The organism is Actinoplanes sp. NPDC023801 (genome assembly GCF_040639655.1).
Classification (GTDB): Bacteria; Actinomycetota; Actinomycetes; order Mycobacteriales; family Micromonosporaceae; genus Actinoplanes.
The window spans coordinates 95,893-112,029 of the sequence record NZ_JBFAAI010000003.1; the positions used below are offsets into that span (position 1 = coordinate 95,893).

The window sequence follows — 16,137 nt, forward strand, 5'->3', positions numbered from 1 at the left end:
GAGCCGCACCGGATCACCGCCCGCCGGTGGCCGGGGAGCGCGGCCCTGGCGGAGCCCGCGCTCCCCGGCCGGTCAGGGGATGACGGTGGCGGTGGTGCGGCCCACCACCTCGACGACGTCGATCGCCAGCAGCTGCGACTCGGTCGCGGCCAGGCGTGAGCGGGCCTCGGTGGGCAGCGAGACGGGGGAACCGGCCGCCAGCGGCAGCAGATGGAGGGTGACCTGCGCGCCCTCCCGGTATCCGGCATCGGTCAGGTTGACCGTCCATCCGGAGCCGTCCCAGTAGCGGTCGGTCACCGGGCGGCCGTCGACGCGCAGCTCACCGACGTCGCCGGCCCAGAGGACGCGCAGCAGCGGGTCACGGGCCGGATCGGCCGCCCAGGACGGCAGCCGCAGGCGGTGGACGGCGGCCAGTTCGTCGAAGACGTCGGGGGCGGGTGCGGACGGACGGCCGTCGTGCTTGCCGTAGGCGACCGGGACCGTGGGGGCGGCCGGCCGCAGCCGCTCGACGGTCACCGGTTCGGTCACCGGACGCACGGGCTGGGGAACGGTCACCGGGGTGAAGGCACCGGCCGTGGGGTCGTACCGCCGTACCGCAATGTCCTTGACGGCCTTGACCGTGATCGTGCCGGAGGCGTCCCACTGCAGCTCGTCGTCGCTGAGGAACAGGCGGCGGCCACCGTCCTCGGCGACCCAGACCGATCCGGCCGTCCCGGCCGGGAGGACCAGGACGTCGAGCCCGCCGAAACGCCGCGGGGTGAGGGCGGGGGTGACCGCGTGAACGGAACCGGACACGGCGATCTCGACGTCGATACCGGGCTCGGCCAGCAGGACGAGCGTCGGTACGTCACCGGGAAGCAGGGTCAGCGCCGAGGCGGTGGCCCAGGTGATCGTGGTGCCGCCCGCCGTGAGGTTCAGCGGCCAGCGGGCCAGGGTGCCCGGCGGGATGTCGACCGGCCTGGACGGGAACTCGATCACCCGCGACGACGACAGCGTGACGCGGAACCGGGCTCCCTCGAATCGGGGCAGCGGGAGGTGCGGCTGGTGCCAGGAGATGAAGAGGAAACCACTCTCGCCGTCACTGCGCAGGGCCCATCGCAGCGTCTCGGCGTCCTCGACGCCGGTCGGCCGCACGTCCGGCAGGCTGGACGGCATCTCCGCCAGAGCATGTCCGAACGCGGACAGGAAGGCGTGCTGGCTGCGCAGAGCGGCGTGACTGGGCGCCAGGGTGCCGGCCTCACCGATCGGGGCGTGGAAGTCGTACCCGAGGGGTGTGATGTCGTTGGGGTAGCCGGTCGCGTGGGATTCCTGCAGGCCGGGGCCGGGGTTGGTGCCGCCGGCGTACATGTAGTAGCCCTGCCAGGCCGAACCGTTGCCGATCTTGCAGTGGGCGATGGCGGCGACGTCGAGCGCCTCGGGGCGCGGGCGGCGGTGGTAGGCGGTGGCCATGCCGCCGCCGAGTTCACAGGTGGCCGCCGGGAACTCGTCGGACGGGGTACGCGGCCCGCCGGACGCCGCCTCGATCGCCTGGGCCCGCCGCACGTCGGCGCCGATGCCGGCGTCGTCCCAGACGTGGGAGAAGAAGTAGTGGTCGCGGAAGGTCGGGTCCCACGGCGCGTCGGCGTCCACCCAGAAGCCGTCGCCGTAGCCGCCGTACAGCGGCAGGACCTCACCGGCCGGCAGGTCCGCGCCGCCCCAAGCGGTGGCGGTCCACAGTGGTGCGGACATGCCGGCTTCGCGGGCCAGGCGCTTGAGGGTGACGAGGTGACCCGGCTGGTCGTAGAGCTCGTTCTCCAGCTGGATGCCGAGGACCTTGCCGAACCGGTCGCCGACGGCCGCCGCGATCTCGGCGAACCATTCCGTAACCAGCGCCAGGTAAGCCGGGTCGTCGGTGCGGTGCCGGACCGGGGCCTGCTGCACCCAGTCCGGGAAGCCGCCGTTGCGGGTCTCGCCGTGGCACCACGGCCCGATCCGCAGCACCACGTCGAGGCCGATCCCGGCGGCCAGGTCGACGAACGCGGCGATGTCGAGGTTGCCGTCGAAGCGGGTCTCGCCGGGCGCCGGTGAGTGGTGCAGCCAGAAGATGTAGCTGGCCACCACGGTGACGCCACCGGCCTTCATCTGCCGCAGCCGTTCGGCCCATCGCGCGCGAGGCACCCGGCTGTAGTGCAGCTCGCCGGAGACGGGGATGAGCGGCACGCCGTCACGGCTCAGGTAGCGGTTGGTCAGCGACAGTCCGGGGCGCGCGTCCTCGTCGTTGCTCATCCGCGGCCGGCGCAGCGGAGTCGCCCAGGCTTGATGGCGTACGGCGAGCGGCTCGGACATGGATCAGCTCCTTGCGACTTGACTGTAACCGGTCACAGGCCGGCGAGCCCGAACGATACACAGGCGTAACGGGTGCGATGCAAGGGCTTGACACAAGGCCGTAACACCAGCACTGTAACCGGTCACAGGGGCCGACCGGAGCGACACGCTTCCCGGCGGTTTCCGCCCGGCTTCCCGTCACCGGCCAAGCCGATCAAGGAGGATCGATGAAAACCAAACTCGCACCGCTCATGGCGGCTCTGACCGCCGCGGCCCTTTTCACCACCACCGCCTGCAGCAGCAGCGACTCTCCGGAGGAGACCACCGACCCGAACCAGAAGGTTGCCCTGAACTACTGGACCTGGGCGCCGAACATGGACAAGGTCGTCGCGGCCTGGAACGCCAAGAACCCGAACATCCAGGTCACCGTCAACAAGCAGGACGGCGGCGACCCGGCCGTCGTCAAGCTGCTCACCGCGATCAAGGCGGGCTCCGGCGCGCCGGACATCATGCAGGCCGAGTACCAGAAGATCCCCACCCTGGTCTCCTCGGACGCGCTCGCCGACATCGCCGGTGAGGTCGGTTCGGTCAAGGACAAATTCCCGGCCGGTACGTGGAACGGCGTCACCCTCGGCTCGGAGGCGGTCTATGGCGTCCCGCAGGACTCCGGCCCGCTGATGTTCTTCTACCGCGCCGACGTCTTCGAGTCCAACGGCCTGCAGGCGCCGAAAACCTGGGACGAGTACGCGGCCGCCGCCGAGAAGATCCACAAGGCGAACCCGAAGCAGTACCTGGGCACCTTCTCCGCCAACGACGCGGGCCTGTTCACCGGCCTCGCCCAGCAGGCCGGCGCCTCCTGGTGGGGCGTGAACGGCGAGTCCTGGACCGTCAACATCAACGACGCGGCCACGCAGAAGGTCGCCGCGTACTGGGGTGGACTGGTCGAGAAGGGCGTCGTCGACAACAAGCCGATGTACACCCCGGAGTGGAACGCGGCCCTCAACGACGGCACCCAGGTCGGCTGGGTCAGCGCCGTGTGGGCGCCGGGTGTGCTCGACGGCAGCGCCAAGGACACCAAGGGCAAGTGGAAGGCCGCCCCGATGCCTCAGTGGGACGCCGCCGCTCCGGCGACCGGCGCCTGGGGTGGCTCGGCCACCAGCGTGACCACCCAGTCCAAGCACAAGAAGCAGGCCGCCCAGTTCATCGCGTGGCTCAACAGCGACCCCGAGGCCCTCAAGCTGCTCGCCACCGAGGCCTTCGTCTATCCGGCCGCCAACGAGTCGACAAGCATCCTGAGCAGCCCGCCGGCGTTCTTCGCCGGCCAGCCGGACTTCTACGCCATCGCCGGTGAGGCCTCCAAGCAGGTGAAGCCGTTCACCTACGGCCCGAACGTGAACGTCGCCTACAGCGCCTTCAACGACACCTTCGGCAAGGCCGCCGAGGCGAAGAAGGCCGCCGCCTTCACCGAGTCGCTGGCGACCATGCAGAAGACCACCGTCGACGACCTGAAGAACGCCGGGTTCAACGTCACCGGATGAGACCGGCTCCTCCTCGGGCGGGAGCGCCCGGGGAGGACCACTCCTCGGACAAGGAGAGTCGGCGATGTCGCTGATCACCACAGCCGCACCCCGCGAGAAGACCCCGCCCGCGGTCGCGGCACGTCGCCGGCCCACCCGGCGCACCGGAACCCCGTACGCCTTCCTCGCCCCCGCCCTGTTCCTGTTCGCCGCGTTCCTGGCCGCCCCGATCGTCTACGCCGGCTACCTCAGCCTGCGCAAGGTGAAGGTCAGCGGGCTCGGGCTCGGCGCCAAGTCGCGGACCGAGATCTGGGCCGGGCTGGACAACTACACCCGGTCGCTGACCGACCCCGACTTCCTGCCGAGTGTCGGGCGCGTCGGGGCGTACGGCCTGATCGTCGTCCCCACCATGCTCGGCCTGGCCCTGCTGTTCGCGCTGCTGCTGGACGCCAACCGGACGCGCGAGTCGATCGGCAAGTTCGCCCGCATCTCGATCTTCCTGCCGTACGCGGTACCGGCGGTGGTCGCGTCGCTGCTCTGGGGCTTCCTCTACCTGCCCCGGGTGAGCCCGATCAACGACGCGATCGAGGCGCTCGGCATCACCGCGCCGAACCTGCTCTCCACCGACCTGACCCTGTGGGCGGTGGCGAACATCGCGGTCTGGGGCGGCACCGGCTTCAACATGATCGTCATCTACACGGCGCTGCGGGCCGTGCCGACCAGCCTCTACGAGTCGGCCCGGATCGACGGCGCCTCCGAGCTCGCCATCGCCTGGCGTATCAAGATCTCGATCGTGATGCCGTCGCTGGTGATGACATTCGTCTTCTCGCTCATCGCCACGCTGCAGGTCTTCGCCGAACCGATGACGCTGCGGCCGCTCGCCAACACGATCTCCACGACCTGGACGCCGCTGATGAAGGTCTACCGGGACGCGTTCGCCCGCAACGACCTCTACGCGGCCGCCGCCACCTCGGTGATCATCGCGCTCGCCACGTTCGTCGTGTCCTTCGGCTTCCTCAAGGTCGTCGGGCGCCGGGCCTTCAACCAGGAGGACTGAGAGTGACCACCACCCTGAGGCGCAGCCCGATCGCCTCCGCACTCCTGCTGCTCGGTGCCGCGTACTGCCTGCTCCCGGTGCTCTGGGTACTGATCGCGTCGTCGAAGAGCTCCGGCGAACTGTTCTCCACGTTCACCCTGGCCCCGGGGACCCATCTGTTCGACAACCTCGCCGACCTGGCCGGCTACCGCGACGGCCTCTACTGGCGCTGGATGGGCAACACGGTCATCTACGCCGGGCTCGGTGCGGCCGTCTCCACGCTGATCTCGGCGATGGCCGGGTACGCGCTGGCGAAGTTCGACTTCCCCGGCAAGGGCACCGTCTTCAACGTGATCCTGGCCGGTGTCCTGGTGCCCGGCGTCATCCTGGCCATCCCGCAGTACCTGCTGCTGGCCAAGCTCGGGATGACCAACACCTACTGGGCCGTGCTCCTGCCCAGCTTCATCAGCCCGTACGGCATCTATCTGGCCCGGATCTTCGCGGCCGCGGCGGTGCCCACCGAGATCCTGGAGGCGTCGCGCATCGACGGCTCGGGAGAGTGGCGCACCTTCGGCGCGGTGGTGCTGCCGATGATGCGGACCGGGCTGGTGACGGTGTTCCTGTTCCAGTTCGTCGCGATCTGGAACAACTTCATGCTGCCGTACATCATGCTCGGCGACGACCGGCTCTACCCGATCACGGTCGGCCTGAACGGGCTGCTCAACCAGGGCGCCAACCAGCCGTCGATGTACACCGCGGTGGTGACCGGCGCCCTCGTCTCGATCGTCCCGCTGATCGCCCTGTTCCTGACGTTGCAGCGCTACTGGCAGGTCGACCTGGCCGCCGGCGGGGTCAAGGCCTGACTATGATCCCGAACGTGTCGCGCAAACGGCCCACCATCCGCGACGTCGCCCGTGAGGCCGGAGTGTCCTACGCGACGGTCTCCCGGGTGCTCAACGGACGGGACTGGGTCAGCCCCGAAGCGGTCCGGGCCGTCCGCGACGCCATCTCCCGCACCGGTTACACGGCCAACCCGCACGCCCGGTCGCTGGCCACCGGCAAGTCCGGGTCCATCGCGTTCCTGCTCACCGAGCCGCAGCACCTGCTCTTCGAGGACCCGAACTTCTCGGTGCTGCTGCGCGGGGTGGCGCAGGCGCTGTCCGACCGGCAGCTGACGCTGATCCTGATGATCGCGTCGACCCCCGAGGAGCGCAGCCGGGCCGTCGCCTACCTGTCCGGCGGGCACGTCGACGGGGTGCTGCTGGTGTCGCCGCACTCCGGCGACCCGCTGCTGCGGCAGCTGGTCGAGGCCGAGGTGCCGATCGTGGCGTGCGGGCAGGTGCTCGGTTTCGAGGACCGGATCAGCTCGGTGTCGGCCGACGACTGGGGCGGCGGCCGCTCGGCGGTGGAGCACCTGCTCGCTCAGGGGTGCCGGCGGATCGCCACGATCACCGGGCCGCAGGACACCTTCGGCGGGGTGTTCCGGCTGCGCGGCTACACCGACGCGCTGGCCGCGGCCGGCATCACGGTCGACCCCGCCTACATCGTCCACGGCGACTGGAGTCGCAGGAGCGGTGCCGACGGGATGCGGACCCTGCTCGACCGGGTGCCGGACGTGGACGGCGTGTTCGCCGCGTCCGACGCGATGGCCGCTGCGGCCCTGCCGGTGCTGCGCGAGGCCGGGCGCGAGGTGCCCGGTGACGTACGGGTCGTCGGCTTCGACGACTCCGGGCTGGCGGCCACCACCGAACCGCCGCTCACCACGGTTCGTCATCCACTGGAACGGATCAGCGAAGAGATGGTCCGGCTGCTCACGGATGTGATCGCCGGGCGTACCCCACTCTCCATCACCGTGCCCACGAGTCTCGTGGTGCGCGGCAGCTCCCCCGCCTGATCTTCCCCCGTTTCCCCCTTTCACACCCCTTTCGTCATGGACGACCACAAAGGAGTGCCATGAAACCGTCCCTCATCGCTGCCGCCGTCCTCGCGGTGGCCCTCATCCCCGCACCCGCCCTCGCCCGGGAGAAGTCCGGCCTCACCATGCGTGGCGCCGACGTCTCCACCCTTCAGCGGTCCCTCGAACTTGGCCAGAAGTTCTACGACGCCCGCGGTCGCCGCGACAACCCGTACGAGATCCTCGAGAAGGCCGGCGTCAACTACGTCCGGCTGCGCATCTGGAACGACCCGACCAGCGGTTACTCCAACAAGCAGAAGGTCCTGGCCCAGGCGCGGGCCGCCAGGGCCGCCGGGCACAAGCTCCTGATCGACTTCCACTACTCCGACACGTGGGCCGACCCGGGCAAGCAGTTCACCCCGAAAGCCTGGGAAGGGCACTCCCTGCCGGAGCTGGAAACGGATGTCTACGACTACACGTATGACATCTGCACCAGCTTGAAGAAGCAGGGCACCGTCCCGGACAGCGTGCAGATCGGCAACGAGATCAACACGGGCATGCTCTGGCCCACCGGATACGTCAGCAACAGCGACTTCGGCCCGCTCACGAAACTGCTGAACGCCGGCTACGACGCCACCAAGGCGTGCAGCCGGAAGACACAGGTGCTGGTGCACACGGCACTGGCCGGCAACATCGACGCGGCGCACTGGTTCTACGACGGCATCACCGCGGCCGGTGCGAAGTGGGACATCACGGCGCTGTCGTACTACTGCATGTGGCACGGCTCGCTCGACAACCTGGCCACGGTCATCGGTGACGTGAAGTCGCGCTACGGCAAGCCCGTCGTCATCGCCGAGACGGCGTACCCGTACACCACCGAGAACTACGACCACCTCGAGAACATCATCCTGTCCCCCGCGCCCTGCGACGGAATCCCCGCCACGCAGCAGGGACAGGCCCAGGCCTTCGCCGCGGTGCAGGACACCGCCCGTACCGCCGGGGCGATCGGCGTCTTCTACTGGGAACCCACCTGGACCGGCATCGCCCGCAACGGCTGGGACACCGAGGACATCGAGAACTCCGGCAACGCCTGGGAGAACATGGCGACCTTCGATGACAGCGGACGGATCAACCCCTACGTCCGCTGGCTCCGGTAAATCCCCGTTTCAAGGAGCGCAGTATGAAACCGTCCCTCAAGGCTGCCGTCACGGCCGCGGTTCTCGCGATCGCCGTGGCAGTCAACCCCGCCCCCGCACAGGCCGCCCCCCTCACCATGCTCGGTGCCGACGTGTCGTCGCTGCAGCGCACGCTCGACCTCGGTGGCAAGTACTACAACGCCTCCGGTGTCCAGGCCAACCCGTACGACATCCTCAAGACCGCCGGCGTCAACTACGCCCGGCTGCGCGTCTGGAACAACCCGGCCAGCGGCTACAACAACAAGGCCAAGGTGCTCCAGCAGGCCGCGGCGATCAAGGCGCGCGGATTGCGCCTCATGGTCGACTTCCATTACTCGGACACCTGGGCCGACCCCGGCAAGCAGTATCCGCCGGCGGCCTGGGCCGGCCACACGCTCAACCAACTGCAGCAGGACGTCTACAACTACACCTACGACGTCTGCACCAGCCTCAAGTCGGCCGGGCTCACCCCCGACAGCGTGCAGATCGGCAACGAGATCAACACCGGCATGCTGTGGCCCCGCGGGCAGGTCGTCAACAGCAACTTCGCGCCGCTGGCGTCGCTGCTCAAGCAGGGTTACAACGCCACGAAGGCCTGCAACAGCGGCACCCAGGTGATCATCCACACCGCCGACGCGGACAGCATGACGAACATGCGCTGGTTCTACGACGGGATTCGGGCGGCCGGGGTGAACTGGGACCTCACCGGTCTGTCGTACTACTGCATGTGGCACGGCACACTCGCCAACCTGTACAACGTGATCGTGGACGCGCGGACCCGCTACGGCAAGCCGGTGGTGATCGTCGAGACGGCGTACCAGTTCACGACCGGCGACGCCGACAGCGAGAAGAACTCCATCCCCGGCACCGTGCTCTGCGACAACATCCCGGCCACCTCGGCGGGCCAGGCCCAGCAGTTCACCTGGGTGCAGAACACGGCCCGCAACGCCGGAGCCATCGGTGTCTTCTACTGGGAACCCACCTGGTACGCCATCAAGGGCAACGGCTGGGCGCCGGAGAACATCAACGGCACCGGCAACGGCTGGGACAACATGGCCACCTTCGACTGGGGCGGCAAGGTCAACCCGTACATCAGGTGGACGGCCTGACCCGCCGTTCCACGACCCGTCCCGGCCTTCCCTGCCGGCCGTTACAAACCAGCTGGCCCGCACCGCTGTCTCGGACGTGGTGAGACAGCGGTGCGGGCCAGCCCCGTGCCGGATCGGTGGCGCTCAGGCGCCGGCGGGTACGCGGTCCGGCGAGGCGTGGGCCCCGCCGACGGACGGCGGGTGGCGTTCGAGGGCGGCGCCTTCGACGTCCAGCTCGGGCAGCCAGCGCAGCCAGGACGGCAGCCACCAGGCGGAGCGGCCGAGCAGGGCGAGCGCGGCCGGCACGGCGATCATGCGGACGATGAAGGCGTCGAAGGCGATGCCCACCGCGAGGGCGAAGGCGATCGGCTTGATGGTGTCGTTGCCCTCGGGCACGAAGGCGGCGAACACCGCGAACATGATGGTCGCCGCGGCGATGACGACCGGGGCGGCCTGCCGGAATCCGGTCACGATCGCGTGCTGGGGCGCGGCGCCGTGGGCGTGCGCCTCGTGCATGCGGGAGACCAGGAAGACCTGGTAGTCCATGGCCAGCCCGAACAGGATGCCGACGATGATGATCGGTGCCAGGCTCAGGATCGGGCCGGTGGAACCGGCGTTGACGGCGTCGGCGGCCCAGCCCCACTGGAAGACCGCGACCGTGGCACCGAAGGCCGCCCCGATGGTGAGCAGGAAGCCGAGCACGCCGACGACCGGTACGAGCAGCGAGCGGAACACCAGCACCAGCAGCACGAACGCCAGGCCGACGACGAGGCCCAGGTAGACCGGCAGCGCGTCGTTGAGCTTCTGCGACACGTCGATGCTGACCGCGGTGTTGCCGGTGACGTACACCTTCGCGCCGTCGGCGTCGGCGACCCGGTCACGGATGGCGTGGACCAGGTCGACGGTCTTCTGATCCTCGGGGCCGGACGCCGGGATGATCGTGATCAGTGCGGCGGAGCCGTCCCGGTTCGGGCGGGCCGGCAGTGCCATGGCGACGTCGGGCAAAGTCGCGACCTGCTTCTGGACCCCTGTCGCGTGGCCGGCCGACTTCGGGCCGTCGATCAGGACGAGCAGCGGGGTGCTGACGCCGGGACCGAAGCGGCTGTCGATGATCGCCTGCGCGCGGGCCTGGGTGGTGCCCTCGGCGGCGCGCTGGGCGAGCGTGGTCTTCATCGAGAAGAACGGGACGGCGATGACCGCGAGCGCCGCGACCGCGACGATCAGGCTGAGCCAGCGCTGCTCGGTGACGAGCCTCGCCCAGCCGCGGATGAAGCCACGCCCGACCGGCAGATCGTCGGCAGCGGTGGCAGCCGAGGAGGCGGCGGCGTGCGCCGGGGCGTAGGCGCCGACGGACGCGGGGCGAGCGGTGGCGGCGGGTGCCGGGGTGCCGCGCAGCTTGCGGGGCAGGGCCCGCTCACCGATGAACCCGAGGATCGCCGGGACGAGGGTGATCGCGACGAGAACGGCGATCACGATGGTGGCCGCCGCGGCGATGCCCATCTCGGACAGGAACGGGATGCCGACGACGGACAGGCCGGCCAGCGCGATGACCACGGTGAGGCCGGCGGTGACGACGGCCGCGCCCGCGGTGCCGACGCTCATTGCGGCGGCGGCGTCGACCGGCAGGCCACGCCGCAGTTCGTGCCGGAAGCGGGTGACGATGAACAGCGCGTAGTCGATGCCGACGGCCAGCCCGAGCATGACGGCGAGGATGGGCGTGGTGGACTGCAGCTCGGTGAAGCCGGTGAGGGTGACGATGCCGGCCGCGCCGATGCCGACGCCGACGATCGCGGTGAGCAGGTTCATGCCGGCGGCGATCAGGGAGCCGTACGTGAGGGCGAGGACGATCAGGGCGACCACGACGCCGAGGATCTCGGAGGCGCCGCCGATGTCGGCCGGGTTGCTCAGTGCCTCGCCGCGGGCCTCGACGGTGAGCCCGGTGGTGCGGGCCTGGGTGAGGGCCACGTTGATCGCGTCGCGCTGCTCGTCGGTGACCTCGGAGGGCTGCACCGGGTAGGTGACGGAGCTGTACGCCGCGATCTGGTCACGGGAGACGGCCGGTGCCTTCGGATCGAGCGGGTTGGTGGCGCCGGCCGCGCCGGGCAGTTTGCCGAGGGCCGCGACGATCTGGGCGACCTTCGGGGCGTTCGCCGGGTCGGTGATCTTCTGGCCGGCCGGGGCCTCGAGCACCACCTGGACGGTGGCGCCCGCGGACGCGTCCCCGAACCGCTCCTTCATCAGTGACAGGGCGGTGGTCGACTCCTGGCCGGGGATGCTGAAGCTGTTCGCGGTGGCGCCGGAGAGGGTACCGGCGCCGACGGCGACCGCGGCGAGTGCCACGAGCCAGGCGATCGTGACGAGTATTCGGTGCCGTACTGACGCCAGCCCCAGCCGGTGCAGCAGCGTTGCCATTAAGCTTCCTTTTCTCGTGATAAAACCGAAATGCCGGTGGTACGAGGGGTGGCGTCCGGCGAAGCGGAAGCCGATCAGTGGCCGAGCGCGTGGAACCCGATCTCGGCGAGCCGGGCAGGCGCGTCGGCAGTGAGCTGGTCGCAGAGGGCGAGACTGGCCACCGCGACGGCGCCGAGCGCCCCGGTGACCCGCAGGGCCCGGCTGATGTCGGCGTGCGGTTCGTCACCGAACGCCTCGGCGAGGGTCTGCCCGATCACCGCGAGGGCCTGCCCGATCTCACTGTCCGGCTCGGCGAGCATCGAGGACAGCAGCAGAGCGACCATGCCGGGCTGGGCCACCGCGAGGTGGGCGAGCCCGGTCAGCACGACCCGGTCCCGCTCCGGTCCGGCGGGGAGCGCCGCGACATCGGCACCGGTGTCGCGGATCTGCTCCACGCACCGGCCGATGACCGCCGTCTGCAGCGCCTCCTTGGTGGGGAACCGGTGCAGCAGGCCGGTCTTGGAGTAGCCGACCGTGTCCGCGATCCGCTGGACCGACGTCTCGCGGAATCCGTGCCGTGCGAACAGGTGCGCCGCGGCCTCGAGGATCTCGTCGTCGATCTGCTGCTTGGTGGGACGGGGCATGGGGACCACCGTAGACCGTTATGGACCATACTGGTCCGTCAGGGACCGTGGCGGTCCCCACACTGCGGAACGTTGGTATTCGGTTCCCCAGCGCAACGGCGATAAACCTGCAAAAGGTACGGATCGGGCCCGTCCACCGCCCAGCCGAACATCAGCTGTTCACCCACGCACTCGACCAGATAGACCGGCAGCCACACCGCCCGGGGCTCGGCCGCCTCCACCTGGATCGGCACCGACGGACCGGTGAACTCGGCGACGTCGTCCCTGGCCAGGAACCGGTCCACGGCATCCGGCGGCAGTGGGGAGCCGGCCGCCGGCGGCGCGAAGACGGTCCCGTCCGGCAGGGTGAGCGCCGGCTCGGCGAGCCACACGGCGTGCGCGGCGTGTGCCCACGGCACCGGCTCGGCGGCGCCACCGTCGAACCGCAGGACGAGCCGCCGGCCCGCCGACAGCTGGTAACGCCGTCCGTCCGCGATCGATCGCCGTCCGAGATCGGTCAGCGTGAGACCCTCCGCGGTCCGCCGCACGTGCCCGATCCGTTCCAGGAACCGGGCGGTACGTTCCACGAACACCGGTTCGACCCCGAAGAACCGGGCGAGCTCACCGGTATCGCTCAGCCCGGCCTCGGCCAGCGCCCGGGTCAGATAGCGGTCGAAGACGTCGTAGGAATGCGCCTGCCGGACCGTCGCCACCACCTCGACCGCCCACATCGGCAGCAGCAGCGGCACGAACCGCGACGGCCGCACCCCGTGCAGCGCACCCACCCGCCGGGTCACCTCACGCAGCGGCAGGTGCGCGGGCCGGCTCAACGAGGGGTCACCGCCCGGTTGCGGGCCGGCGCCCGGACCGTGACCAGCTCGAACACGCTGCCGGTGAGCAGCGCGGACAGTTCGCCGGCGCCGGCGCCGGCCGGGCAGCGGGCGGCCACCCACGCACGGACCACCTCGCTGTCCCGCAGCGGCGGGTGGCCGGTCTGGCCGACCAGCACCGCCCGGCGTGCCCGGACCAGCGGCACCAGCGCGGCCGGCAGCGGAACCCGGGACGCGTCCTCCAGGATCAGCAGATCGAATTCCAGGTCGCCGTAGTCCGGGCGGCCGGCGCCGAGGCAGCTCACGGCGATCACATCGGCGTAGCGCAGCAGCTCGGCGTGCAGCTGGCCGACCGGGCGGGCGGCCCGGTGACGCCACTCGCGCAGCAGCCCGGCCCGGCCGCGCAGCACCGGCTCCAGCTCCCGGCAGTGGTCCGCCAGACCGGTCAGTCCGGCCTGGTCGGCGGTCCAGGCCGGCACGTCGGCGACCCCGTCGTGCAGCCGGGTCAGGTGGTGGGCGGCGCGCTCCGCGGACTCGAGCGCACGCCGGGCCGCGACGTCGGCGAACGCGGCCCGGTCGGCTGCGGCACGGACCGTGCCGTCCTGCTCGACCGCGCGTTCCAGGGAGTGCGCACTCTCCTCGTACGCCGAACGGGCTCGGAAGAACCGGGAGCGGGCCGCCGCGGCGAGCCGGACCGCATCGCTGAGCCGGCGCCTCAGCCGCCCGGCCCGGAACCTGCGGAGCCGGCCGGTCTCGGCCTGCCGCAACTCGGCGCTCAAGCCGTCCACCAGGGCGGCAGCGGCGGTGTGAGTCACCTCGGCCGCGTCCTTCGCGCGAGCGTGCCCCCGCAGATCGGCGCCGAGACGTTCCCGCGCCGCGTCCGCCGTCGCCTCCCGATGTGACGCGGCCCGCTCGGCTCGCTCACCTGCCTCGGCCGCCTCCTCCAGCGCGGTGGTGAGCCGCCGCAGCCAGCCGAACGCCGGTGAGGGCTCCCCCAGCCACGGTTCGAGGCAACGGGCCGCGGCCTGCGAACGCGCCAGGACGCGCTGCTGGACACCGGCCGCGGCGGCCACCAGGCTGCCCGGACCGGAGCCGGCCTGATCGGCACGGATCACCGTGGCGCCCTCCGGCAGACGCGCCAGCACCGCCTCGACCCGCGGCGGCGTCGGCGCGGCGAGCAGCACCCGCTCACCGCGCGCGGCGGCCGAACGCACGATCTCCAGCACGGTGAGGGTCCGCGCGGTTCCCGGAGGGGCCTCGAGACAGAAGAGATCGGGTACGGCCAGAGCACGGCTCACCTCGTCGGTGCCGGTCTCGGGCTCCGTGGGATCGGCGAACCGGCCGTCGGCGAGCAGCGACAGCAGCGCCGGGTTGACCGTGGCGCCGGATCGCAGCCGCAGGATCGCCTCGCGCTGGACCCGCTCGTCCAGGCCGGCGTCCCGCGGGCCGGGTGTCGGGCCGAGCTCACGGGCGGCGGCCACAGCCAGTTCCAGAGCGGCGCAGAAACCCTCGTTCCGGTCCGATGCGTGTTCTAGATCGACAAGGGTCGACGCCATCCGCCAACCATAGTTGCGCCTCTTGCGGCCGGCCAGACACTCCGCGATTGAATGGGTGCACGCGTCGTACCCACAGATCGGAACCGTTGATGTCGCAGCCCTACGCTGACCTGCTCTTCACCGGAGGGCCGGTGTTCACCGCCGGCGGCGGGCCGGCCACCGCGGTGGCGGTCCGGGACGGCCGGATCGTCGCGACCGGCCACGACCTGCGCGATCTGCGCGGTCCGTCGACCGAGGTGGTGGACCTGGCCGGCCGGCTGCTGCTGCCCGGCTTCCAGGACGCCCATGTGCACGCCGTGATGGGCGGCGTCGAGCTGAACCAGTGCGACCTGACCGAGACCACCGATCGGGACGAGTATCTGCGCCGGGTCGCCGCCTATGCGGCCGCGAATCCCGATGTGGAGTGGATCGTCGGTGGCGGCTGGTCGATGGAGACGTTCCCCGGCGGGGTCCCGGCGAAGGAGCTGCTGGACCGGGTGGTGCCGGACCGGCCGGTGTTCCTGGCCAACCGGGACCATCACGGCGCCTGGGTGAACAGCCGCGCGCTGGAACTGGCCGGGATCACCGCGGACAGCCCCGATCCGGCGCACGGCCGCATCGACCGCGCCGCCGACGGGAGCCCGGCCGGTGGGCTGCAGGAAGGTGCCATGGAGCTGATCACCCCGCTGCTGCCGGAGGTGACCACGGCCGACCGGATCGCCGCACTCCGGCGGGCCCAGCAGTTGCTGCACTCACTCGGCGTGACGGCCTGGCAGGACGCCATGGTGTGCGCGACCAACGGCTACCCGGAGGTGTCCGACGCCTACCTGGCCGCGGCGACCGAGGGGTGGCTGACCGCGACCGTGGTCGGCGCGCTCTGGTGGGACCGCGACCGGGACGCCGAGCAGATCGCAGAGCTGGTGGCCGGCCGGGACCGCCTCACCGTGGGCCGGCTGCGCTGCGACAGCGTGAAGCTGATGCTGGACGGGGTGGCGGAGAATTTCACGGCGGCGATGACCGAGTCGTACCGGGACTCGTGCGGGTGCGCCACCGGGAACCGGGGTCTGTCCTTCATCGACCCCTCGCTGTTGCCGTCCTACGTCACCGAGCTCGACGCGCTCGGCTTCCAGACCCACTTCCACGCGCTCGGCGACCGGGCCGTCCGCGACGCTCTGGACGCGGTGGCGGCGGCCCGCGCGAAGAACGGGTTCACCGACACCCGGCCGCACCTGGCGCACCTGCAGGTGGTGCACCCGGACGACGTGCCGCGGTTCCGGCAGCTGGGCGCGACGGCGAACCTGCAGGCGTACTGGGCGTCGCACGAACCGCAGATGGACGACCTGACGATCCCGTTCCTGGATCCGGCGCTTGCCGGGCGGCAGTACCCGTTCGGTGACCTGTGGCATTCCGGGGCGCACCTGGCGGCCGGCAGCGACTGGCCGGTCAGCACGCCGGACCCGCTGCAGGCGATCCACGTGGCGGTGAACCGGGTGCACCGGGGCGAGGACTACGAACCGTTCCTGCCGGAGCAGAGGCTCGACCTCGCGACGGCGCTCACGGCGTACACGGCCGGTTCGGCGTACGTGAACCGGCTCGACGACACCGGCACGATCCGGCCCGGCAACCGCGCCGACCTGGTCGTGCTCGACCGTGACCCGTTCGCGGCTCCGCCCGGCGAGATCGGCGCCACCCGGGTGGCCGGGACCTGGGTCGACGGCCGGCGAGTGTACGGCGAATGAGGAAC

General features: G+C 70.9%; 12 protein-coding genes. 7 read left to right on the plus strand and 5 right to left on the minus strand.

What is annotated here, in order from left to right:
- Positions 1–72: 72 nt before the first annotated feature.
- A complete protein-coding gene (locus AB0G04_RS07620) occupies positions 73–2,325 on the minus strand; it encodes a beta-galactosidase (protein ID WP_360978169.1) in 2,253 nt (750 codons plus the stop codon).
- A 206-nt stretch (positions 2,326–2,531) separates the two neighbouring features.
- Here AB0G04_RS07620 and AB0G04_RS07625 point away from each other — a divergent pair, with 206 nt between their 5' ends.
- The 6 genes from AB0G04_RS07625 to AB0G04_RS07650 all read left to right on the plus strand — a co-directional run bounded on the left by AB0G04_RS07625 (position 2,532) and on the right by AB0G04_RS07650 (position 9,035).
- Positions 2,532–3,842, plus strand: a complete 1,311-nt coding sequence (locus tag AB0G04_RS07625; protein ID WP_360978172.1) for an extracellular solute-binding protein — start codon at positions 2,532–2,534, stop codon at positions 3,840–3,842.
- Between the two features lie 64 nt (positions 3,843–3,906).
- On the plus strand, positions 3,907–4,878 hold the full coding sequence (locus tag AB0G04_RS07630; protein WP_360978175.1) for a sugar ABC transporter permease: 972 nt from the start codon (positions 3,907–3,909) through the stop codon (positions 4,876–4,878).
- A 2-nt stretch (positions 4,879–4,880) separates the two neighbouring features.
- Positions 4,881–5,720 (plus strand): carbohydrate ABC transporter permease, encoded by an 840-nt coding sequence (locus AB0G04_RS07635; RefSeq protein WP_360978177.1) that lies wholly within the window; start codon positions 4,881–4,883, stop codon positions 5,718–5,720.
- A gap of 14 nt (positions 5,721–5,734) precedes the next feature.
- Positions 5,735–6,751, plus strand: a complete 1,017-nt coding sequence (locus tag AB0G04_RS07640) for a LacI family DNA-binding transcriptional regulator (RefSeq protein WP_360978180.1) — start codon at positions 5,735–5,737, stop codon at positions 6,749–6,751.
- A 59-nt stretch (positions 6,752–6,810) separates the two neighbouring features.
- Positions 6,811–7,908, plus strand: coding sequence for a glycosyl hydrolase 53 family protein (locus AB0G04_RS07645; protein ID WP_360978184.1), 1,098 nt, complete (start codon positions 6,811–6,813; stop codon positions 7,906–7,908).
- A gap of 23 nt (positions 7,909–7,931) precedes the next feature.
- Positions 7,932–9,035 carry a glycosyl hydrolase 53 family protein gene (locus tag AB0G04_RS07650; RefSeq protein ID WP_360978188.1) on the plus strand — a complete coding sequence of 368 codons (1,104 nt, stop codon included), beginning with the start codon at positions 7,932–7,934 and terminating at the stop codon, positions 9,033–9,035.
- Positions 9,036–9,158: 123 nt separating this feature from the next.
- Here the strand turns inward: AB0G04_RS07650 and AB0G04_RS07655 are convergent, their stop codons facing one another.
- The 4 genes from AB0G04_RS07655 to AB0G04_RS07670 form a co-directional block, all read right to left on the minus strand.
- Positions 9,159–11,426: an MMPL family transporter gene (locus AB0G04_RS07655; RefSeq protein ID WP_360978192.1), complete on the minus strand. Its 2,268-nt coding sequence runs from the start codon at positions 11,424–11,426 to the stop codon at positions 9,159–9,161.
- A 74-nt stretch (positions 11,427–11,500) separates the two neighbouring features.
- Positions 11,501–12,049 carry a helix-turn-helix domain-containing protein gene (locus AB0G04_RS07660; RefSeq protein WP_360978195.1) on the minus strand — a complete coding sequence of 183 codons (549 nt, stop codon included), beginning with the start codon at positions 12,047–12,049 and terminating at the stop codon, positions 11,501–11,503.
- Positions 12,050–12,087: 38 nt separating this feature from the next.
- The gene (locus AB0G04_RS07665; RefSeq protein ID WP_360978198.1) at positions 12,088–12,858 is read right to left on the minus strand and encodes a hypothetical protein; all 771 of its coding nucleotides are present in this window, start codon (positions 12,856–12,858) and stop codon (positions 12,088–12,090) included.
- Positions 12,855–14,414: an AAA domain-containing protein gene (locus tag AB0G04_RS07670; protein WP_360978201.1), complete on the minus strand. Its 1,560-nt coding sequence runs from the start codon at positions 14,412–14,414 to the stop codon at positions 12,855–12,857. Before AB0G04_RS07670 ends, AB0G04_RS07665 begins: the two co-directional genes overlap by 4 nt.
- An 89-nt stretch (positions 14,415–14,503) precedes the next feature.
- Between AB0G04_RS07670 and AB0G04_RS07675 the strand changes: the two genes are divergently transcribed.
- Entirely contained in the window at positions 14,504–16,132 is a 1,629-nt protein-coding gene (locus tag AB0G04_RS07675; protein ID WP_360978204.1) for an amidohydrolase, read from the plus strand.
- Positions 16,133–16,137 lie beyond the last annotated feature (5 nt).

Excerpts from the sequence above, each read along its gene's own strand:
- AB0G04_RS07625 (WP_360978172.1), top strand. The coding sequence starts at position 2,532 with ATGAAAACCAAACTCGCACCGCTCATGGCGGCTCTGACCGCCGCGGCC.
- AB0G04_RS07660 (WP_360978195.1), bottom strand. The coding sequence starts at position 12,049 with ATGCCCCGTCCCACCAAGCAGCAGATCGACGACGAGATCCTCGAGGCC.
- AB0G04_RS07655 (WP_360978192.1), bottom strand. The coding sequence starts at position 11,426 with ATGGCAACGCTGCTGCACCGGCTGGGGCTGGCGTCAGTACGGCACCGA.
- AB0G04_RS07675 (WP_360978204.1), top strand. The coding sequence starts at position 14,504 with ATGTCGCAGCCCTACGCTGACCTGCTCTTCACCGGAGGGCCGGTGTTC.
- AB0G04_RS07670 (WP_360978201.1), bottom strand. The coding sequence starts at position 14,414 with ATGGCGTCGACCCTTGTCGATCTAGAACACGCATCGGACCGGAACGAG.
- AB0G04_RS07620 (WP_360978169.1), bottom strand. The coding sequence starts at position 2,325 with ATGTCCGAGCCGCTCGCCGTACGCCATCAAGCCTGGGCGACTCCGCTG.
- AB0G04_RS07650 (WP_360978188.1), top strand. The coding sequence starts at position 7,932 with ATGAAACCGTCCCTCAAGGCTGCCGTCACGGCCGCGGTTCTCGCGATC.
- AB0G04_RS07645 (WP_360978184.1), top strand. The coding sequence starts at position 6,811 with ATGAAACCGTCCCTCATCGCTGCCGCCGTCCTCGCGGTGGCCCTCATC.
- AB0G04_RS07630 (WP_360978175.1), top strand. The coding sequence starts at position 3,907 with ATGTCGCTGATCACCACAGCCGCACCCCGCGAGAAGACCCCGCCCGCG.